This is a genomic window from Streptomyces rhizoryzae (assembly GCF_023155275.1).
GTDB lineage: Bacteria > Actinomycetota > Actinomycetes > Streptomycetales > Streptomycetaceae > Streptomyces > Streptomyces rhizoryzae.
Map to the genome: position 1 here is coordinate 114,101 of NZ_JALMUV010000007.1, position 20,132 is coordinate 134,232.

General features: G+C 76.3%; 15 protein-coding genes. 7 read left to right on the forward strand and 8 right to left on the reverse strand.

Translation table 11 applies throughout. The features are described from left to right. The 3 genes from ddaH to asnB form a co-directional block, all read right to left on the reverse strand. Positions 1-777: a dimethylargininase gene (ddaH, locus tag MUU72_RS08725; protein ID WP_248012575.1), complete on the reverse strand. Its 777-nt coding sequence runs from the start codon at positions 775-777 to the stop codon at positions 1-3. A 34-nt stretch (positions 778-811) separates the two neighbouring features. Next, entirely contained in the window at positions 812-1,201 is a 390-nt protein-coding gene (locus tag MUU72_RS08730; protein WP_248012576.1) for a GntR family transcriptional regulator, read from the reverse strand. A gap of 104 nt (positions 1,202-1,305) precedes the next feature. Next, a complete protein-coding gene (asnB, locus tag MUU72_RS08735; protein ID WP_248012577.1) occupies positions 1,306-3,156 on the reverse strand; it encodes an asparagine synthase (glutamine-hydrolyzing) in 1,851 nt (616 codons plus the stop codon). Between the two features lie 216 nt (positions 3,157-3,372). On the opposite strand from asnB, the gene MUU72_RS08740 reads away from it, so the two are divergent. The 4 genes from MUU72_RS08740 (at position 3,373) to MUU72_RS08755 (ending at position 9,304) form a co-directional block, all read left to right on the forward strand. Further along, positions 3,373-4,302: a GNAT family N-acetyltransferase gene (locus tag MUU72_RS08740; protein ID WP_248012578.1), complete on the forward strand. Its 930-nt coding sequence runs from the start codon at positions 3,373-3,375 to the stop codon at positions 4,300-4,302. 125 nt (positions 4,303-4,427) lie between these two features. Further along, a complete protein-coding gene (locus MUU72_RS08745; protein ID WP_248012579.1) occupies positions 4,428-6,956 on the forward strand; it encodes a SpoIIE family protein phosphatase in 2,529 nt (842 codons plus the stop codon). A gap of 118 nt (positions 6,957-7,074) precedes the next feature. Then, positions 7,075-8,070, forward strand: a complete 996-nt coding sequence (locus MUU72_RS08750) for a hypothetical protein (protein ID WP_248012580.1) — start codon at positions 7,075-7,077, stop codon at positions 8,068-8,070. Positions 8,071-8,368: 298 nt separating this feature from the next. Then, the gene (locus MUU72_RS08755; protein WP_248012581.1) at positions 8,369-9,304 is read left to right on the forward strand and encodes a lytic polysaccharide monooxygenase auxiliary activity family 9 protein; all 936 of its coding nucleotides are present in this window, start codon (positions 8,369-8,371) and stop codon (positions 9,302-9,304) included. Positions 9,305-9,354: 50 nt separating this feature from the next. Here the strand turns inward: MUU72_RS08755 and MUU72_RS08760 are convergent, their stop codons facing one another. Then, positions 9,355-9,822, reverse strand: coding sequence for an Lrp/AsnC family transcriptional regulator (locus tag MUU72_RS08760; RefSeq protein WP_248012582.1), 468 nt, complete (start codon positions 9,820-9,822; stop codon positions 9,355-9,357). Positions 9,823-9,902: 80 nt separating this feature from the next. Here MUU72_RS08760 and MUU72_RS08765 point away from each other — a divergent pair, with 80 nt between their 5' ends. Next, positions 9,903-11,195 (forward strand): APC family permease, encoded by a 1,293-nt coding sequence (locus MUU72_RS08765; protein ID WP_248012583.1) that lies wholly within the window; start codon positions 9,903-9,905, stop codon positions 11,193-11,195. Between the two features lie 56 nt (positions 11,196-11,251). Here the strand turns inward: MUU72_RS08765 and MUU72_RS08770 are convergent, their stop codons facing one another. The 3 genes from MUU72_RS08770 to MUU72_RS08780 all read right to left on the reverse strand — a co-directional run bounded on the left by MUU72_RS08770 (position 11,252) and on the right by MUU72_RS08780 (position 17,122). Continuing rightward, on the reverse strand, positions 11,252-12,109 hold the full coding sequence (locus tag MUU72_RS08770; RefSeq protein ID WP_248012584.1) for an esterase/lipase family protein: 858 nt from the start codon (positions 12,107-12,109) through the stop codon (positions 11,252-11,254). A gap of 394 nt (positions 12,110-12,503) precedes the next feature. Continuing rightward, on the reverse strand, positions 12,504-13,616 hold the full coding sequence (locus MUU72_RS08775) for a DNA polymerase Y family protein (protein WP_248012585.1): 1,113 nt from the start codon (positions 13,614-13,616) through the stop codon (positions 12,504-12,506). Beyond that, positions 13,613-17,122, reverse strand: a complete 3,510-nt coding sequence (locus MUU72_RS08780; protein WP_248012586.1) for a DNA polymerase III subunit alpha — start codon at positions 17,120-17,122, stop codon at positions 13,613-13,615. The genes MUU72_RS08775 and MUU72_RS08780 overlap by 4 nt, the downstream gene beginning before the upstream one ends. A 219-nt stretch (positions 17,123-17,341) precedes the next feature. Here MUU72_RS08780 and MUU72_RS08785 point away from each other — a divergent pair, with 219 nt between their 5' ends. Then, a complete protein-coding gene (locus MUU72_RS08785) occupies positions 17,342-18,400 on the forward strand; it encodes a DUF3533 domain-containing protein (RefSeq protein WP_248012587.1) in 1,059 nt (352 codons plus the stop codon). A 99-nt stretch (positions 18,401-18,499) separates the two neighbouring features. On the opposite strand, the gene MUU72_RS08790 is transcribed toward MUU72_RS08785, so the two are convergent. Then, positions 18,500-19,270 carry an SDR family NAD(P)-dependent oxidoreductase gene (locus MUU72_RS08790; RefSeq protein ID WP_248012588.1) on the reverse strand — a complete coding sequence of 257 codons (771 nt, stop codon included), beginning with the start codon at positions 19,268-19,270 and terminating at the stop codon, positions 18,500-18,502. A 117-nt stretch (positions 19,271-19,387) separates the two neighbouring features. Between MUU72_RS08790 and MUU72_RS08795 the strand changes: the two genes are divergently transcribed. Further along, positions 19,388-20,095, forward strand: a complete 708-nt coding sequence (locus MUU72_RS08795) for a TetR family transcriptional regulator (RefSeq protein ID WP_248012589.1) — start codon at positions 19,388-19,390, stop codon at positions 20,093-20,095. Positions 20,096-20,132: the final 37 nt, after the last annotated feature.

Consider the following 20,132-nt stretch of genomic DNA (forward strand, 5'->3'; position numbering starts at 1 on the left):
TCAGCCGGGCAGCTCCCGCAGCCGCACCGACAGGCAGGTCACACAGCCCTCCATCTTCTCGAACTCGCCGATGTCGACGGGGACCGGGCGGTAGCCGAGGCGGGCGAAGAGGTGGGCGGTGCGGGGCGCGGCGGCGGACATCAGCAGGGCGTCGCCGCCGAGCAGGACGACATGGGCGCCGGGCTCCTCCAGGACGGGGCGGAAGTGCGGGAAGACCGACAGGTCGTCCACCAGCGGCGGGTAGCCGACGACGGTGCCGTCGGGCAGGGCGGTGACCGCGGACTTCAGGTGCAGCACGCGGCTGACCGGCACCGGCACCACGCGGGCGCCCAACGGCTCGAAGGCGGCGCGCAGTTGGCGGACGCCCTCGGCGTTGGTGCGGCCGCCGCGGCCCACGTAGACGGTGTCGCCGATCTTGAGGACGTCGCCGCCGTCGAGGGTGCCGGGGGCGCGGACGGCGTTGAGGGAGCAGCCGAGCGCCTCGGCGGCCGCGCGGGCGGCCGGCAGCTCGGCCCGGCGGACGTCCGCGCCGGAGCGGGCCAGCAGCGCGACGTTGCGGAAGACGACCATGGTGTCCTCGACGAAGACCGCGTCGGGGCAGTCGTCGGCGGGGGCCACCTCGGTGGTGTGCCAGCCGTGCTCGCGCAGCGCCCGGACGTACCCCTCCCACTGGCGCAGCGCCAGCGCGGCGTCCACCGGGCGCCGCTCGATATGGGTGACCAGGCCCTCGGCGAGGCGGGGGCCGGGGCGGCGGACCAGGGCGTGCCGGCTGGGCATGGGCTCCTCCGGGGCGGGTGCGGTCGGTGCCGGGTCAGGCGCCCGGTCCGTAGGCGGCGCGCAGGGCGTCGGTGACGGCGGCGAGCGCGGCGGCGTGGTCCAGGCCGAGGCGGTGGGCGCGGCGGGCGTAGGCCGCGGCGGCCGCGGCGGCCTCCTTCTCGGCGGCGTCGCCGGCCGCGGCGACGAAGCTGCCGTTGCGGCCGCGGGTCTCGATGACGCCGTCGGTCTCCAGGGCACGGTACGCCTTGGCGACGGTGTTGGCGGCCAGGCCCAGCTCACCGGCCAGGCCGCGGACGGTGGGGAGTTTGTGGCCGACCGGCAGCGCGCCCGTTCTGGCCTGGTCGGCGATCTGGGTGCGGACCTGCTCGAACGGGGCCTCGGCCGCCGCCGGGTCGATGGTGATCGTGAGGGTCTGGGAGGACACGGGGGCGCTCCTGGGGCCGGTGCGGCGGTTTGTCGCATCCATTGTGCGCCAGGAACGGCCGCCGTGCCCGGAGGCGTCGCCCCCGGGCACCGTGCGGACACCTTCTAGAGCTCCAGCGTGGTGCCGGTGGTGCGCAGCCAGGCGTCCAGGCCGAGGGCGAGTTCGGCGCCGGGCCGGATGGCCTGGCGGGCGCCGTCGGCGGTGGCCTCGGCCAGGGCTCCGGCGTCCAGCAGCGGGCGGACCGGGGCGGTGCGGTCGGCGGCCAGCTCCCGCAGTTCGGCGCGGAGCGCCTCGGTGTAGCCGGGGTCCTGGGTGCTGGGGTAGGGGCTCTTGACGCGGTCGGCGACGGCGTCCGGCAGGACGTCGCGGACCGCGGCGCGCAGCAGGGACTTCTCCCGGCCGTCGAAGGTCTTCATCGCCCAGGGGGTGTTGAAGACGTACTCGACCAGGCGGTGGTCGCAGAACGGGACCCGGACCTCCAGGCCGACGGCCATGCTGGCGCGGTCCTTGCGGTCCAGCAGGATCTGCACGAAGCGGGTCAGGTGCAGGTAGCTGACCTCGCGCATCCGGCGCTGGTGGCCGGTGTCGCCGTCCAGGTAGGGGACCTCGGCGAGCGCCTCGCGGTAGCGGCGCCGCTCGTAGCCGGGCAGGTCCAGGGTCGCGAGCAGGGTGCGGTCGAGCAGCGCCTCGCGGACCGCGTCGCCGCCGGAGAACCGGCCGGACAGGCCGGCGGCGATCCAGGGGAAGGTGTCGGCGCCGACCGCCGCCGGGTCGTGGAACCAGCGGTAGCCGCCGAAGACCTCGTCCGCGGACTCGCCGGACAGGGCGACCGTGGACTGCTCCCGGACCGCCTTGAACAGCAGGTAGAGGGAGGTGTCGCCGTCGCCGAAGCCGTTGGGGAGGTCGCGGGCGGTGAGCACCGCGGCGCGGTGCGAGCGGTCCATCAGGGCGGCGGTGTCCAGCACGATGTCGCGGTGGTCCGCGCCGACGTGCGCGGCCAGGGCGTGCGCGTACGGGCCGTCGGGGGTGCCGCGCAGGTCGTCGGGGGTGAAGTTCTCGGTGTAGCCGGTGAAGTCGACGGCGAACGAGCGGACCGGGCCGCGGCCCTGCCCGGCCAGGGCGCCGGCGGCGAGCGCGGTGATGGCCGAGGAGTCCAGGCCGCCGGAGAGCAGGGTGCACAGCGGGACGTCGGCGATCAGCTGGCGGGCGACGATGTCGTCGAGCAGGTCGCGGACGCGGGCCACGGTGGTGTCCAGGTCGTCGGTGTGCTCGCGGGCTTCGAGGGCCCAGTAGCAGCGGGAGTGGACGCCGGTGCGGTCGACGCGGACCAGGTGGCCGGGGCGGACCTCGTACAGATCCTTGTAGACGGCGTGGCCGGGCGTCTTGGTGAAGGTGATCAGTTCGGCCAGGCCCTCGGCGTCGACGGCCGGGCGGACGTCGGGGTGGGCGTGCACCGCCTTGGGTTCGGAGCCGAAGAGCACGCCGTCGCGGGTCGGGCGGTAGAACAGCGGCTTGATGCCCATCCGGTCGCGGACCAGCAGGAGCTGCTCGGTGCGGGGGTCCCAGAGCGCGAACGCGTACATGCCGTTGAGCCGCCCGGCGAACGCCTCGCCCCACTGGAGGTAGGCGTGCAGCACCACCTCGGTGTCGCTGCCGGTGCGGAAGGTGTGGCCGAGCCCTGCCAACTCGGCGCGTAATTCACGGTAGTTGTAGACCTCGCCGCTGTAGGTGGTGACGACGAGGGTGCGGCCGTCCTGCTCGACGGCCATCGGCTGCGCACCGCCTTCGGGGTCGATGACGGCGAGCCGGCGGTGGCCCAGCGCGGCGTGCGGGGCGAGCCAGGTGCCGCCGGCGTCCGGGCCGCGGCAGGCCATCGTCGCCGTCATCGCCTCCAGGACGGGGCGCCGGGCGGTGAGGTCGTGGTCGTAGGAGATCCATCCGGTGATTCCGCACATGCCTGCGGCTCCTCCTTCGGGTACGGCGGGCCGCCCGCGATCCCGGCGGCGGTCCGCGCGGGTCACCGTACGCCCGAGGTAGTTGCAGCGGCCACCTATGCACCGGCGGTACCGCCCGGAATGAGCCACCGCGGTACCGCGCAGCGGACCGGGCCCGGCCGGCGCCCGTGGAAAAGGGGCGGCGCGGCGGCCCCCGGCGGCGTAGCGTCGGCGACCATGACGCTCACCGTGCGGGACTTCCGCCCGTCCGACGCCAAGGCCGTCGCCGAACTCCGGCGGGCCGCCCTGCCGTTCCTGATCGCCACGCCGGAGGGCGTCGCCTGGCAGGCCGGCGGCGCTCCCCCGGCCCGGCGGCTGCGGACCCTGGTGGCCGTCCTGGACGGCCGGGTGGCCGGCCAGATCAACGCCGGGCTGCTGCACGACAGCAGCACCCCGGGGCAGGCCCTGGCCACCCCCGTCGTGCACCCCGCGCACCGCGGGCGGGGCGCGGGCCGGGCGCTGCTGGCCGCCGGCGAGGAGCACCTGGCCGCGGTCGGCGCCACCCGCCTGCACGCCTGGACGGTGGACGAGCCCGGCTCGCTGGCGTTCGCGGCCCGGCACGGCTACCGCCCCACCCGGCCGGCCCACTTCCTCCGCCTCGACCTGGCCCGCGCCGCGCTGCCGCCGCTGCCGGCCGCCCTGCCGCCCGGCGTCCGGCTGGGCACCGCCGCGGACTTCGGGGCCGATCCGCGCCCGCTGTTCGAGGCGGACGCGGAGGCCGCCGCCGACGAACCGGCCGACGTCGCCGCGGACGCCGTGGCCTACGCGGACTGGCTCCGCACCACCTGGGAGAACCCCGACATCGACCTGGGCCTGACCACCGTGGTCACCGTGGACGGCGCGGTCGCCGCCTACACCGTCGCCGCCACCGACGGCCGGGGCCGCTACGTGACCGCGATGACCGGCTGCCGGCGGGCGTTCCGCGGCCGGGGCCTGGCCAGGCTCGCCAAGACCGACGCGCTGCACCGCGCCCGGGACGCCGGCTGCACCGAGGCGTTCACCGGCAACGACGCCGCCAACGCCCCGATGCTGGCCATCAACCGCGGCCTGGGCTACCGGCCGTGCGGCGGGGAGCTGCGGCACGTACGGGACCTGGCGCGGGGCTGAGCGGGCCGCGCGGGACGCGCCCGGCGGCGGCCCCCGGAGTACCGTGGAAGGCGCCGGCGGTACGCGCCGGCGGGCCGGTGGCAGGGCCCGCCGCAGGGTGCGCGGCCGGCCGCGGACCGGTATCCATGAACACCTCCCCGAGCAGCCGCCTCCCCCTGGACGGCGCCTTCGACCTCACCCGGACGGCCGTGGTACCGGCCGACCGGACGGGCGTGGTACGCGGCTGGACGGCCGGGGCGGAGCGGCTGCTGGGCGTGCCCGCGGCCCGGGCGGTGGGCCGGCCGCTGGCGGAGGTCTTCGCCGCGCCGCAGCCGCCGGCGGGGCCGCCGGAGGGCTTTTGGGCACAGCGGCTGGCGGCGCCGGACGGCTGGAGCGGACCGGTGGCGGTGCGCCACCGCGACGGGCACCGGCTCGACCTGGAGGTGCGGGTGCTGCCGGTGCTGGCCGCCGCGGACGGCTCCGCGCGGCTGGTGCTGGCCGCCGAACTGACCCGCACGCCCTGGTCCGGGGCGGGCCGCTCGCTGCTGACCGGCATCCTGGGCATGTCGCCGATCGGGGTGGCGATGCTCGACCGCGACCTGCGGTACGTCTGGCTGAACGACGCGCTGGAGCGGATGGGCGGCGCCCCGCGCGCGGCCCGGCTGGGGAAGCGGCTCAGCGAGGTGCTGCCGGACCTCGCGGTGGAGTCCGTCGAGGCGGAGATGCGGCGGGTGCTGCGCACCGGGACGCCGTCGGTGGGCTACGAGTACCTCGGGCGCCCGCGGTCCGACCCGCGGCGCGAGCACGCCTACTCGACGTCCTTCTTCCGGCTGGAGGACGAGTCCGGCGGGGTGCTCGGCCTGTGCTACATGGTCCTGGACGTCACCGAGAGCTACCGGGCGCGGCAGCGGATGGCGCTGCTCAACCGCGCCGGGGAGCGGATCGGCGGCTCCCTGGACGTCTGGCGGACCGCCCAGGAGCTGGCGGAGGTGGCCGTTCCGGACCTGGCCGACTTCGTCACCGTCGACCTGCTCGACACCATGCTGTCCGCCGCGGAACCGGCGTCCGGGCCGGTCCGCCCGGCCGACCTGCTCACCATCCGCCGGGCCGGGCAGCACTCCGTGCGCCGGGGCTGCCCGGAGGCGGTGAGCGCGATCGGCGACCGGACCGCCTACCCGCCGTCGTCCCCGGTGGTGCTGAGCCTGACCGAGGGCGAGTCGGTGCTGATCCCGGCGCTGGACCTGGACCACGCGGACTGGGCGGCGGACGACCCGGTCCGGGCCCGGCAGCTGCGCGCGCTCGGGTTCCACTCCCTGATGGTGGTGCCGCTGCGGGCCCGGGGCAGCTTCCTGGGCGCGGCGGCGTTCGCCCGCTGGCGGCCGACCGGTCCGTTCCAGCCCGACGACCTGGTGCTGGCCGAGGAGTTCGTCACCCGGGCGGCGATCTCCATCGACAACGCCCGCCGCTACACCCGCGAGCACACCGCGGCGCTCACCCTCCAGCGCAGTCTGCTGCCGCGCGATCTGCCGGAGCAGAGCGCGGTGGAGGCGGCGTACCGCTACCTGCCGGCCGATTCGCTGACCGGGGTGGGCGGCGACTGGTTCGACGTGATCCCGCTGTCGGGGGCGCGGGTGGCGCTGGTGGTCGGCGACGTCGTCGGGCACGGGGTGCACGCGGCGGCCACGATGGGCCGGCTGCGGGCCGCGGTGCAGGCGCTGGCCGGTCTGGACCTCGCACCGGACGAGGTGCTGGCGCACCTGGACGACATGGTCCACCGGGTCGCGCACGACGCGCACAGCGAGGACGGGGTGGTCGGGGCGACCTGCCTGTACGCGGTCTACGACCCGGTGGCCTGCTGCTGCACGCTGTCCCGGGCCGGGCACCCCGCGCCGCTGCTGGTCGGCCCGGCGGGCGGCAGCCAGCTGCTGGAGCTGCCGACCGGGCCGCCGCTGGGGCTGGGCGGGATGCCGTTCGAGTCCGCCGAGGTGCCGCTGCCGGAGGGCAGTCTGCTGGCGCTCTACACCAACGGGCTGCTGCTGGGGAAGGCGCTCGACCCGGACGGCGGGATCACCCGGCTGCGGACCGCGCTGGCCGATCCGCAGGCCCCGCTGGAGCAGATCTGCGACACGGTCGTGGCCAGCCTGCCCGGCACCCGGCCGGTGGACGACGTGGCGCTGCTGCTGGCCCGGACGCGGGCGCTGCCGCAGGAGCGGCTGGCCGCCTGGGAGGTGCCGGCGGATCCGTCGGCGGTCGGTGCGGTCCGCCGGTCCGCGGCCGGCCAGCTGGCCCGGTGGGACCTGGCCGACCTGGAGTTCTCCACCGAACTGATCGTCAGCGAACTGGTCACCAACGCGCTGCGGCACGCCTCCGGACCGATCGGGCTGCGGATGATCCGGGCGGAGGCGCTGATCTGCGAGGTCTCCGACGGCAGCAGCACGGCGCCGCACCTGCGGCACGCCCGGACCACCGACGAGGGCGGCCGGGGGCTGTTCCTGATCGCCCGCTACGCCCGCCGGTGGGGCGCCCGCTACACCGCGCACGGCAAGGTCATCTGGGCCGAACTCCCCCTGGACGCCGCCGCCCCCGCTGCGGACGCCCTCACCGGCGGCCTCGACGCCCTGGCGGACCCGGACGGCCTGGACGGCGGCCCGCCGGCCCCCCTCACCGGCCCCTGAGCCGCCCCGCCCCGTGCGGAACGCACCGGCGCACCGCCGGAGTTGCGCACGTACCGCGTCGGATCCCCTCGCGCGGGGCACAGTTGTCACCCAGCGCCATGAAAGAAGCGGAGGCGATATGTTCGAACCCGGAGGGCATCGCTCGTTCGATCCCTTCCAGGCTGCGGAGCACGTGCAGGCGGACATCGAAGCCGCCCACGCGATGCGCTTCTCCCACCTGGCCGCCGTCCTGTCCATGGTGGGGGCGCTCGCCCTGGCCCACCTCACGGGCAGCGACGACGTGATCCCCTTCGTCCTGGTCGCGGGGTACCTCGTCGCCTTCAGCCTGCTTCCCGAAGAGCGGATGCCCCTGGGGTGGCTGGGGTTCTTCGTCGTCTTCGTCGGGGTGGTCGCCTGTGCCACGACGTTCGTCCTGCACGGCCGGCACCTTGCGGCCGTCGGGATCCTCGCCCTCGGCCTCGGCATCAGATTCCTCGGCCGGAGAGCCGTCCGGGGAACGGACGCATTCGACAACCTCCCGCTGCTGATCCGCTATGAAGTGACGGCCCACTGGGTCGTTCCGTGGGTCCTGTGCGCAGAAGTCCTGATCCCCCTCTGGAGCATCGACAGCGACAGCCTCCCCCTCGCCGCCAAGTCCGCCCTGAGCGCGACGCTCGGCCTGGCGGCCCTCGCAGCGGGCCTCAAGACCGCCGCTCGGGCCCGGAAGACGTGCACCGCACTCGTCGAGCTGATCGACGGGTTCCACCACGACCTCGGCGCTCTGCGCCTGGCCGAAGGACGACTGCACGGGAACCGCGCCGCCCAGGACACAGCGCGCGGGTCGGGCGAACACCCGCCGGAGCGCAAGGACGTGGACGAGCGGGTCCTTGCCGCCTCCGAGCGGATCCGGCAACTGGACCTCGCCCTGCGGTGCCCCCCGGCCACCCCCTACAAGCATGTCGGGGCGAGCCTGCTCACGGCGCAGGCACGGGAGGCGCTGATCGCGGAGCTGCGCCGGGCGGTCCGCGCGGAGCACCCCGGATCGGCGGAGCGGACCGGCTCCCGCCGGGCGGCCCTGCACAAGCTGGCGCGCCTGCGGGATTCCTGCGTCCGCTGGTACGACGTCGCCGGCTGAGACCGCGGGGCGGGGAGGCGGGGGCAGGGTGCCGGGGCAGCGCCCGGGCCCCAAGTACCGCTCCCCCGGGGCCCGTTCCTGTGGCCACGCTTAGCGCTTCCTTAAGCGGGCCCTAAGGATCCGCCGGATCCCCCGTCGGGGCGCGAATCCGCTGTTCAGGGCGGCTAGCGTCAGCGGCGTACGGCGGGTGTGCGGGCCCGCCGGTGCCGTTCACCGGGGGGCGGCACCGGCACCGGACGCCACCCGGCCCCCTGGTCCCGTCCGTACGCCCCACGCATCCGACGAAGGAGTCCCCACGATGACAGCTCGCCGCACGGCCGCCGGGATCGCACTGCTCGGCCTCGCCCCCGTGGCGCTCACCGTGCTCACCGCGACCCCGGCCGCCGCCCACGGGTCGATGTCGGACCCGGTCAGCCGGGTCGCGGCCTGCTACGCGGAGGGCCCGGAGAGCCCCACCTCGGCGGCGTGCAAGGCCGCCGTACGGGTCGGCGGCACCCAGGCGCTGTACGACTGGAACGGCGTGCGGGACGGCGACGCCGGCGGCCGGTCGAAGGAGCGGATCCCCGACGGGAAGCTGTGCAGCGCCGGCAGCGACGAGTACAAGGGCCTGGACCTGCCGCGCGCCGACTGGCCGGCCACCCCGCTGAAGGCCGGCAAGCACACCTTCCGCTACCGGGCGACCGCCCCGCACAAGGGGACCTTCGAGCTGTACCTCACCAAGGCCGGCTACGACCCCGCGAAGCCGCTTGGGTGGTCCGACCTGGAGGCCCGGCCGTTCGCCAAGGTCACCGACCCGGCGCTGGTGAACGGTTCGTACGTCTTCGACGGCACGGTGCCGGCCCGGTCCGGCCGCCACCTCGTCTACAGCATCTGGCAGCGCTCGGACAGCCCGGAAGCCTTCTACACCTGCTCCGACGTGGTGTTCGGCAAGGCCGGCGGGGGGACCGGGAGCGGTGCGGCCGGCGGGGGCGGCGCGGCCGCTCCCACGGAGCGCCAGATCGCGGCCGGGGCCGGGAAGTCCTCGTTGGACATGGGCCACCACGCCCACACCGGCGGCGCGCACCCCGACGGGGCGGCGGCGCCGGTCGCCCCGGCCGGCGGGAAGCGCCTGGCCGAGACCGGTGGGGACGGCGCCACCGCCCCGCTGGCCCTGGGCGGCGCGGCGGTGCTCGCCGCGGGCGCCGGGGTGCTGTTCGCCACCGCCCGCCGCCGGGCGGCCCGCCAGCGCGGCTGAGCCGCCGGGCCGCCTCGGGCCCCCGTGAGCCGCTGCCGCCCGCCGGACCGTCAGGACCGGCCGGGCGGCAGCGGTTCGATCACCTCGTTGGTGACGTGCTGGTAGATCACCGAGCTGCGGCAGTCCACCACCTCCCGGCGCTTGAAGATCCGGTCCATCAGCAGGGCGTGCAGCCGGTCCACGTCCGGGACCGCGACATGCACCAGGAAGTCGTCGCCGCCCGCGACGACATAGACGCTCAGCACCTCCGGCAGCGAGGTGAGGAACGCCTTGAACCGCTCGATCACCTCGCGGTTCATCGGCCGGATACGGACCGTCAGCAGCGCCTGGACGGGGCGGTTGAGGGCGCGCAGGTCCACGGTGGCGCGGTAGCCGGTGAGCACGCCGCGGGCGCGCAGCGCGCGGACCCGTTCCAGGCAGGTGGAGGGGGCGATGTTCAGTTTGCCGGCCAGTTCGCGGTTGGTCTGCCGTGCATCGCGCTGGAGTTCCCGGACAATCGCCGAATCAATGTCGTCCATGCCCCCATGGTGCCGGGGCCTACCGAATTTCGTTCGGCGATTGCGCGATGTGATCAAAGTTCCGGTTAGCGTCCTGGGCTGTGTCCGTACAAGAAACATCTCTCGCTACTCCTGTACGTCCGGATGTACGGCGGCTGGGCATCGGCAGCGGTACCGCGCTGTGCGCCGGTGCCGTCCTCGGTCCGGGGGTGCTGACGCTGCCGTCGCTGGCCGCCGCGGCGGCCGGTCCGGCCTCCCTGCTGGCCTGGGTGCTGCTGCTGGCGCTGTGCGTCCCGGTGGCCGCCTCGTTCGCGGCGCTGGGCGCGCGCTACCCCGACGGCGGGGGCGTCGCCACGTATGTGCACCGGGCGATCGGGCCGCGCGCCGCGGCGGTGGTCGGCTGGTGGTTCTACGGTGCGGTGCCGCTCGGGGTGGTCTCGGCCGCCTGGATCGGCGGCACGTACGTGGCCGGTGCGGCCGGCTGGGGCGACGGCGGGGCGGCCGCGGTCGGCGCGGTGGTGCTCGCCGGGTCGCTGGCCTCCAACGCGGTCGGGCTGCGGATGTCGGGCCGGGTGCAGCTGCTGCTCGGCGGGTTGCTGGCGGCGGTGCTGCTGTGCGCGGTGCTGGCCGCCGCGCCGCGGGTGTCGGCGGCGAACTTCACGCCCTTCCTGCCCCATGGCTGGGCGTCGGTGGGGTCCGCGGCGTCGGTGCTGTTCTTCGCGTTCGCCGGGTGGGAGGCGGCCAGTCACCTGTCCGGGGAGTTCGCCGATCCGGCGCGGGACCTGCCGCGGGTGACCCGCCGCACCCTCGCCGTGATCACCGTGCTGTACCTGGGTCTGGCGGTGGCCACCATCGGGGCGCTGGGCCCGGCCGCCGCGCGCACCGGCACCCCGCTGACCGCACTGCTCGCGCAGAGCGTGGGCACCGCCGCCCGCCCGGTGGCGGCCGCGGCCGCGCTGTTCCTGACCTTCGGGGCGGTCAACTCCTATCTGGCCGGGGCCTCCCGGCTCGGTGCGGCCCTGGGCCGGGACGGGGCGGCGCCGCGCTGGCTGGCCAAGGGCGGCGGGCCGGGCGAGGTGCCGCGGCGGTCGCTGGCGGTGCTGGGCGTCGTGGCGGTCCTGCTGGCGGTGCCGGCTGCGGCCGGCGCGGCCGACCTGGACCTGCTGATGCGGGCCACCGCCACCTGCCTGGCCGCGGTGACCCTGGCCGGGCTGGCCGCCGCGCTGGTGCTGCTGGAGCGCCGCACCCCGCTGTGGTACGGCGCGCTGGCCAGTGCGGTGCTGACGGCCGGGGTGCTCGCCTTCTCGGGGTGGCTGCTGCTGATCCCGGTGGTGCTGGCCGCGGCGTCCACCGCGTTCCTGACGCTGCGCCGGACGGGCCGGGGCGGCCGCTGAACCCCGCCGCCCCGGCCCGGGGCCCGGCCCGCGCGCCGACCGCGGGCCGGGCGGGCTCACCTCACGGCGGAGGCGCAGGTGGTCGGGGTGGCGTGGGCCGGGTCGAGGGCGTTGGCCGTCTCGTGGAAGGCGATCCGGTCGGTGGTCCCGATGGCCACGTGCTCGGAGAGGTCGGCCGGGCACAGGTCCTGGAGCAGGACGTTGCGGACGCCGGGGCCGCTGAGGTAGCCCGAGGTGGAGGGCGTGACGACCTCGTCGTACCGGGTGGCGATGACGGTGTAGCGGACGCCGGGGACGGTGTCGCCGCCGGCGTTGAGGCGGGTCAGCAGCGCGGAGCCGGCGGCCTGGTCGGTCAGGCCCGGGGTGTTCTTGTCGAGGTACCGCTTGGCGCCGGGGAAGAGGTCCAGCAGCCGGGTCAGGCCGTTGAGGGTGGTGCCGTGGTTGTCGGGGGCCAGCCCGATCAGGCTGTGCACCTTCTCCGCGCCGCCGTGGAACTTCAGGTACACCCGCGGCATCATGCCGCCCTGCGAGTGCCCGACGAGGTCGACCTGGGCGGCGCCGGTCGCGGACCGCACCCGCTCGACGTAGCCGGCGAGTTGCCGCGCCGAGTCGTCGACGGGCCCGAGCCCGTGGAAGACCGGGACGCCGGGCAGTTGGCCGTAGTCCAGGGAGAAGACGCAGTAGCCGCGGGCGACCAGGTAGGGCGCCAGGCCGAGCCAGTTGTCGACGGCGTTGCCGAACGTGCCGTGGACCAGGACGACCGGCCGCGGGTGGGCGGCGGAGGGCTTGCAGGAGAAGTCGTTCCAGCCGCTGGTGACGGTGGGGGACGCCGCCGCGGGGGTGGCCGTGGTGAGACCCAGCGCCAGGGCGACCGCCGGGAGGAGGGCGCGCAGTCTCGGCCGACGCAGTTTCATACGGTGCTCCTTGCGGGGGTGAGGGGACCGAAGTACTCGGTGAGCCGTTCACCTGCGATCCGGATCGCAAGGGCCAACGTGTGACTGACAGGTAAGTTACGGCCGGGTAAGCGAGGCGTACCAGTGGCGTGACGGTGAAGGAAACCGCACCGGATCCACGCCGCACGCACGGGTGCGCAATGCCGGTTGCGTGCGGCGGGAACGGTGGGGCGGACGGCCGCCCGCGACCGCCGTCATACCCTGCCGCAACTGCACCGCTTCAGCCGGCAGTGGGGAGTCCCCACGTGAGCGATCAGCATCCTGCCCCGAAGACCGCGCGGAAGCCCTTCCGCTACGTCATCGTGTGCGCGGCCGGCGACGTCGGCAAGCGGCAGGCGGCCCGGCCTCCGGGCGCCTACGACCGGGGGCGGCCCGGCGGGTCCGGCAGGGGCTTCCCCAGCGGCCCCGCGGCCGGGCCGAGGGCCGCCGCGGGGCGGACCGCTGCGGTGCCGAAGCGGGCCCGGGCGCGGTCCACGGCGGCCTCGACGCGGTGCGCCCGGTCGTCGGCGGGGTCGAAGGACAGCTGGCGGGCGGCGTGTTCGGCACGGCACAGGTCCTCGGCCCGCAGCGCCACCGCCCGCACCCGGGCCCGCTGGAGGCCGAGCGCGGTGTGCAGGGCGTAGGCGGCCGCGGTGAGCGCGGGGCCGTGCGCGGTCGGCGCGTCCAGCCGCCGGGTGCGGGTGGTGGTGGAGCGGTCGGCGTAGCGGACGGTGAGGGTCAGCGCGCGGGCGGCCTGTCCGCTCGCGCGCAGCCGGGCGCCGAGTTCGTCGGCGAGCGAGAGCAGGGCCCGGCGGCGCCGGTCCGGGTCCAGTTCGTCGTGGCCGAAGCGGTGTTCGGCGGCGATCGAGCGGGCGGCGGCGTTGGGGATGACGGGGGTGGGGTCGATGCCGCGGGCCCGTTCGGAGACCGCCCGGCCGGCCTTCGCGCCGAGGATCCGCTGGAGCGTGGCGGGCGGGGTGGCGGCGATCCGGCCGATGCTGTCGAGCCCGTAGGCGGACAGCGCGCGGGCGGCCGCGGGCCCGACGCCGTACAGCGCGGAGGCCGGGCGGCGGTCGAGGAAGGCGGCGGCCGCGCGGGGGTCGGCGGGCACCGCGCGGATCCCGCCGGGCGGGGCGTCCTGGGCCGCGATCCGGGCCAGCTGCGGGTTGCCGCCGACGCCGATGGTGCAGCTCACGCCGTGCCAGGCCAGGGCGCGCAGCCGGATCAGTGCGGCGATGCCCGCCGCGTCCCGGCCGAAGTAGCGCAGCGCGCCGCGGACGTCGGCGAGCGCGGCGTCCGGCGGCAGCGCCTGGACCACCGGGGTGAACTGGCCGAGCAGGGCGAGGAGTTGCTCGTACTGCCGGGCGCTGACGGGCTCACCGGCGGCGGTCCTGAAGCGGAGATGCAGGGTGGCGGGCGCCGTGGTGGGTGGGCGCCGGGCGCCGGGCGGGGGCGGCGGCGTGGCGGGGGGCTTCGGGGCGGCGTTCATCGTCCGGCGCTCCCGGGGCTGGCGTGCCACAGCTTGCGGCCGGTGGCGGCGCTCTCACCGGGCGGGCGGAGGTCCGCCCAGGGGTGCAGGGCGTAGCCGGTCTCCAGGCGGAGGGTGCGGCCGGGGGCGGTGGCCGGGGCGGGCTCGCCGGGCGCCGGGGCGGGCTGCTCCGGCTCGTCCGCGGGCGTCCGTCCCGGGCCGGCGGCGAGCCGGGCGGTGACCGCCTCCAGGCCGCCCTCCGCGCGGAGTTCGGCCAGTTCGGCGAGGTTCCAGGCGGCGTCGCCGACCACGCTGAGGCTGCGCGGGCCGCGCCGCTGGACGGTGCCGCGCACCAGCAGCAGCCAGGAGTGGAAGACGGTGTGCGCGCAGGTCTCGTGGCTGTCGTCGAAGAAGGCGCAGTCCACCAGGCCGGTGCTGTCGTCGAGGGTGGTGAAGATGACCCGGCGGCCGGAGCGGACCGGCGGGGTCTGGGTGGCCGCCTTGGCGCCGGCGACCAGCACCGTCTCACCGTGCCGGACGTCCCGGAGCCGCCGGGCCGGTACCGCGCCCAGTTCGGTGAGGAACTCCCGGTGGTCGGCCATCAGATGGCGGGAGGCGTCCATGCCGAGGACGCCCAGTTCGGCGCTGAGCCGCTCCACGTCGGTCAGGTCGGGCAGTCCGGCCGGCGCGACCGGTGCGGCCGCCGCCTCCTGTGGCGTGTGCAGCGCCAGTTGCCCGTCGGGGGCGGCCTTGCCGCGGTGGTGGAGTTCGGCGACGTGCAGCAGCAGGTCCCGGCGGTTGGCGCCGAAGGCGTCCAGCGCGCCGACCCGGGCCAGGCGTTCGGCCACCGGGCGGCCCGGCCGGGCCCGCTGCCAGAGGTCCTGGAGCGAGCGGTAGGGCTGCCCGTCGGCGATCCGCCGGGCCTCGGCCTTGCTGATGCCGTGCACGTCGGAGAGGGCCAGCCGCAGCCCCCAGGTGTCCGGCGCGCCCTCCCGACCGGACACCAGTTCGATCCGGTGGGTGACGCCCGACCGGTTCACGTCCAGGGGCAGCACCGGCACCCCGCGCCGCCGGGCGTCCGCGAGCAGCAGCCGCTTGGGGTACATCCCCGGGTCGTGGGTGAGCAGCCCGGCGTAGAAGGCCGCCGGGTGGTGCGCCTTGAGCCAGGCGGACTGGTAGGTGGGCACCGCGAACGCCACGGCGTGCGCCTTGCAGAAGCCGTACGAACCGAACGCCTCGACGATCTCCCAGGTGTGCGCGACGACCCCGGGGGCGTAGCCGCGCAGCCCGGCCCGCCGGGTGAACCACGCGCGCACCTCCTCTTGCGCCGCCGCGTCGGACAGCGCCCGCCGCTTCTCGTCCGCCTCGTCCCGCCGGCATCCGGTCATGATCCGCAGGATCTCGATGACCTGCTCGTGGAAGACCACCACCCCGTAGGTCTCGCGCAGCGTGTCCGCCAGGTCGGGGTGCGGGTAGCGGGGCGCCCGGCGGCCGTGCCGGGCCTCGATGAACGGCCGCACCATGTCGGCGGCGACCGGGCCGGGCCGGAACAGCGAGATGTCCACGACCAGGTCGTGGAAGGTGGCGGGCTGGAGCCGGCCGACCAGGTCGCGCTGGCCGGGCGACTCGATCTGGAAGCAGCCCAGCGTCTCGGCCGAGCGGATCAGGCCGTAGGTGGCCACGTCGCCGGGCGGCACCTGCGCGGGGTCGTCCAGGTCCAGGCGGACGCCGGTGGCCCGGTGGACCTCGGCGACCGCGTGCGCCATCGCGGACTGCATCCGCACGCCCAGCACGTCGAGTTTGAGCAGCCCCAGGTCCTCCACGTCGTCCTTGTCGAACTGGGACATCGCGAAGCCCTCGCCGCTGGTGGGCACCACGGGGGTGCGGTCCAGCAGCGTGGCGTCGGAGAGCAGCACCCCGCACGGGTGCATGGCGGTGCCGCGGGGCAGCGCGTCCAGCGCCTCGACCAGCTCCCAGAGCCGCTCCCCGGCACCCTCCCGGACCCCGCGCAGCTCCGGCAGTTCGGCCAGCGCGGCGCGCGCGTCCCGGGCGCGGATGTGCGGGAACGCCTTGGCGAGCCGGTCCACCCGCGCCGGGTCCATGCCGAGCGCGGCGCCCACGTCCCGTACGGCGTGCCGGACGCGGTAGGTCTCGGGCATCGCGACGGTCGCCACCCGCTCGGCGCCGAACCGGTCGAAGATCGCGCGGTAGACCTCCAGCCGGCGGGCCGACTCCACGTCGATGTCGATGTCCGGCAGCGCGGCCCGCCGCTCGGACAGGAACCGCTCCATCAGCAGCCCGTGCTCGACCGGGTCGGCGTGCGCGATGCCCAGCAGGTGGTTGACCAGGGAGCCGGCGCCGGACCCCCGGGCGGCCACCCGGATGCCCATCCCCCGTATGTCGTCCACCACCTGGGCGACCGTCAGGAAGTAGGAGGGGTAGCCGAGCCGCTCGATGGTGCGCAGTTCGTCGTGGAGCCGGGCCCAGCGGGTGCGGTCGCGGTCGTAGCCGCGCAGCACCATCGCGGCGGCGCAGCGGGAGCGCAGGACCCGGGCGGCGGTGCGGTGCCGGGCGCCGACCAGGGCCGGTTCGGGGAAGTGGATCCGGCCGAGCCCGAGGTCGCCGCGCGGGTCCACCCGGCACTCCCCGGCGGTCTCCTCGGTCATGGCGAGCAGCCGGTGGGCCAGATCGCGGCGGAAGCCGGCCGCCTCGGCGATCCGCTCGGCGGCGGCGGCCATCGCGGCGGCGTCCTTGAGCCAGCGCTCGCCGCTGTCCCAGGTCTCGGGGCGGTGCCGGTCGACGGGGACCAGGCGGCGGGCGGAGTCCAGGACGTCGGCGACCGGGCCCTGGCCGGGGTCGGCGTAGCGCACCGCGTTGGTCAGCACGGCGCGGACGCCCTGGTCGACGGCGAAGCCGAGGGTGCGGGCGGCCAGCCGCAGGGAGCCGGGGCCGCCGCCGGGGCGCCCGTGGTCGACGGCCTCCAGGCGCAGCGCGTCGCCGTACAGCTCGCGCCAGGGGGCCAGGAGCCGGGCGGCGTGGTCCGGGTGGCCGGCCGCCAGTGCCCGGCCGACGTCGGAGTCGGGTCCGAGCAGCACGGTCAGGCCGCCGGGTGCGGCCTCCAGGGCCGTGCGGGGCAGGACGGGCCGCCGGTCGCGGGCGGCGTGGGCGGCCGAGACCAGCCGGCACAGGGCGGCCCAGCCGGCCGCGCCGTCGCGGGCGAGGAAGACCGCGCGGGCGGCGGACTCGTCGACGAAGGCGCCGCCGCGCACCGGGGTGCGGGGGCGGGGGGCGGGGTGGGGTGCCGGTTCCCCGTCGGCCACGGCCAGTTCGGCGCCGAACAGCGGGCGGACCCCGGCCGCGACGGCGGCCTTGGCGAAGCGGACGGCGCCGGCGAGGCCGTCCCGGTCGGTCAGGGCGAGGGCGTCCAGCCCCCGTTCGGCGGCGCGCTCGGCGAGCCGCTCCGGGTGGGAGGCGCCGTAGCGCAGCGAGAAGCCGGAAGCGGTGTGCAGATGCGTGAACCCGGGCATCCGCACCTCCTGCACCTCATACGCCCCCCGGCTCTCTTCATGACCCTTGTGTCACTTCCTCCACCATAACGCTTTCTTCGAACATCCGTACGAACACGCGCCAGGGCCCCCCGCCAGGGCGGATAAACAGCCTCAAAGGGATATAAATCCCATGGAACCAAGGGACTCCCCCGGCGGACGACCTCACCGGATCCGCCGGGGCCCGGAACGGAGCAGCGCATGGCCACGACGGACGACGGGACCCGGCTGAGCTTCGCCGAGGAGGTGCGGAGCGCGGTGACGCCCCGGGCGGCCCTCCTGGTGACCGGGGTGCTGGGCCTGATGGTCGCGTTCATCACGTCGTACACCGGGGCCTTCCACCACCCGAAACCGGACCGGGTGCCGCTCGACGTGGTCGCCCCCGCCCAGCTCCGCGGCGGGCTGGTGGCCAAGCTGGACCGGCTGCCGGGGGCGCCGCTGGACCCGCGCCCGGCGGGGTCCGAACGGGAGGCGCGGCGCCGGATCGCGGACCGGGAGACCGACGCCGCGCTGCTCGTCGACCCGCGCGGCCGCACCGACCGGCTGCTGGTCGCCGGCGGCGGCGGTGCCTCACTGGCGCAGGCGGTCGAACTCGTGGTGACCGCGGCCGAGAAGGAGCAGCAGCGGACCGTCCGCACCGAGGACGTGGTCCCCGCCGGCGCCGGCGACAGCCGCAGCCTGTCGTCGTTCTACCTGGTGGTGGGGTGGTGCGTGGGCGGCTACCTGTGCGCGGCGATCCTGGCGATCAGCGCCGGGGCGCGGCCGGCCAACCGGCAGCGGGCGATGATCCGGCTGGCCGCGCTGGCGGTCTACGCGATCGCCGCGGGGCTGGCCGGGGCGATCGTGGTCGGCCCGGTCCTCGGCGCACTGCCCGGCAGCCTCTTCGGACTGTGGGGGCTGGGCGCGCTGACCGTCTTCGCGGTGGGCGCGACCACGCTGGCGTTCCAGGGGCTGCTGGGGATCATCGGCATCGGCCTGGCGATCCTGGTGATCGTGGTGTTCGGCAACCCCAGTGCGGGCGGCGCCTACCCGTATCCGCTGCTGCCGCCGTTCTGGCGGGCGATCGGTCCGGCGCTGCCGCCGGGCGCCGGCACCTGGGCGGCGCGCTCGATCGCGTACTTCCGGGGCCAGGCGCTGACCGGGCCGCTGCTGGTGCTCTCGGCCTGGGCGGTGGGCGGGGCGCTGGTCACCCTGGTGCTGGCGTCGCTGGGCCGGGGCCTGGGCGAGCGGCCGGCCGCCGCGGAGCGGCCGGGGGCCTGAGACCCGCACCGGCGGCCGCCACGACGGCGCCCCGGGTCTGCCGCGCCCCTCCCGACGCGGCAGACCCGGGGCGCCGTTCCGCACCGGCCCCGCGGCCGGTCACATGTGGGTGCCGCCGTCGATCCGGATCTCGGTGCCGGTGATGAACGCGCCGTCCTCGGAGGCCAGCATCGCGATCACCCCGGCGACGGTCTCCGGGCCCGCGAAGCCCTGGCCGAGGGCCGGGGCGAGCTTGGTGAACAGGCTCATGTCGGCGTCCGCGGGCAGCCCCGGGCCGCGGCCGGTGGTCATGTTGCTGGCGATCGAGCCCGGCGCCACGCACACCGCGCGCAGCCCCTGCTTGCTGTACTCGCTGGCGATCGCGTGCGTCATCGACTGGATGCCGCCCTTGCTCGCCGCGTACGCCGCCATGTACGGGTGGGCGAACGAGGCCGAGGTGGAGCTGAAGTTGACGATCACCGGCGCCCGGCCCGCCAGCAGGGCCGGCAGCGCCTCACGGATCATCAGGAAGGTGCCGGTCAGGTTGACCGAGAGGACCGTGGTGAAGAACTCCAGGGTGGTCTCGTGGGTGTGCGAGGACCGCAGGATGCCGGCCGCGTTGACCAGCGCGTCCAGCCCGCCGAGGTGCGCCACGGCGGCGGCCACCCCGGACCGCACCGCGGCCTCGTCGGAGATGTCCAGCCGGGCGGTCTCCAGCCGGCCGGCGGTGCCCTCCTCGGCGGCCCGCGCGGCGGTGGCCGCCAGACCCGCCTCGTCGACGTCCACCGCCACGACCCGGCCGCCCTCGGCGAGGATCCGGTGGGCGGTGGCCTGTCCGATGCCCGAGCCGGCGCCGGTGATCAGTACGCGGCGTCCGTCAAAGCGGTTCATGTGCTGCTCCGTTCGTGAGTGCCTCTGGGGCTCTGACCGCACCGTACGCCCACTTGGCACGATGTGCCACATTCGCACAACATGCCTATCTGCCATCGCGCTCCGTAAGCTGGCCCCATGCCGACCGCACCACGCCCCGCCGCCGCACCCACCCCCGCGCGGCCGTCCCTGACCGAGCGCCGCAAGGCCGCCACGCAGCTGGAGATCGCGCGCACCGCGGCGGCCCTGTTCGCCGAGCGTGGCCCCGAGGTCACCGCGGAGGAGATCGCCCGCGCCTCGGGCGTCGCGCTGCGGACCTTCTACCGGTACTTCCGCACCAAGGAGGACGCGGTGGCCCCGCTGCTCGCCCGGGGCGTCCGGCAGTGGATCGAGGACCTGGCCGCGGTCACCGCCGGACCGGACGCGCCGCCCGCCCGGGAGGCGCTGGAGCGGGCCGCGCGCCGGGCGCTGACCCCCGCGGACGCACCGGCGGCGGAGGCGCTGCGGTGGACCCGCGGGTTGCTGCGGGCGATGCCCGGCGACCCGGCGCTGCGCGCGGTCTGGCACCGCGTCCACCACGACTCCGAGGAGGCGCTGCGGGAGGTCCTGGCCCGGCTGACCGGCGCCGGTGCGCTGGAGGTGCGGCTGGCCGCGGCCGCCGCCAACACCGCACTGCGGGTCGCGGTCGAGGAGTGGGCCGCGGGCGACGCCGCACCGGACGGGCCGCAGGGCCCCGCCGAGCTGGTGGCGCGCGGGATGCGGGCACTCACCGCGGGGCTGCCGGAGCTTGACCGGCCCGGCGGGCCGGCGGGCGGGCCGGGTGACGGGGGCGTGACCGGCCGGTGACGGGCGCGCGGCGGGCCGGTGGCGGCCCAGGACCGTC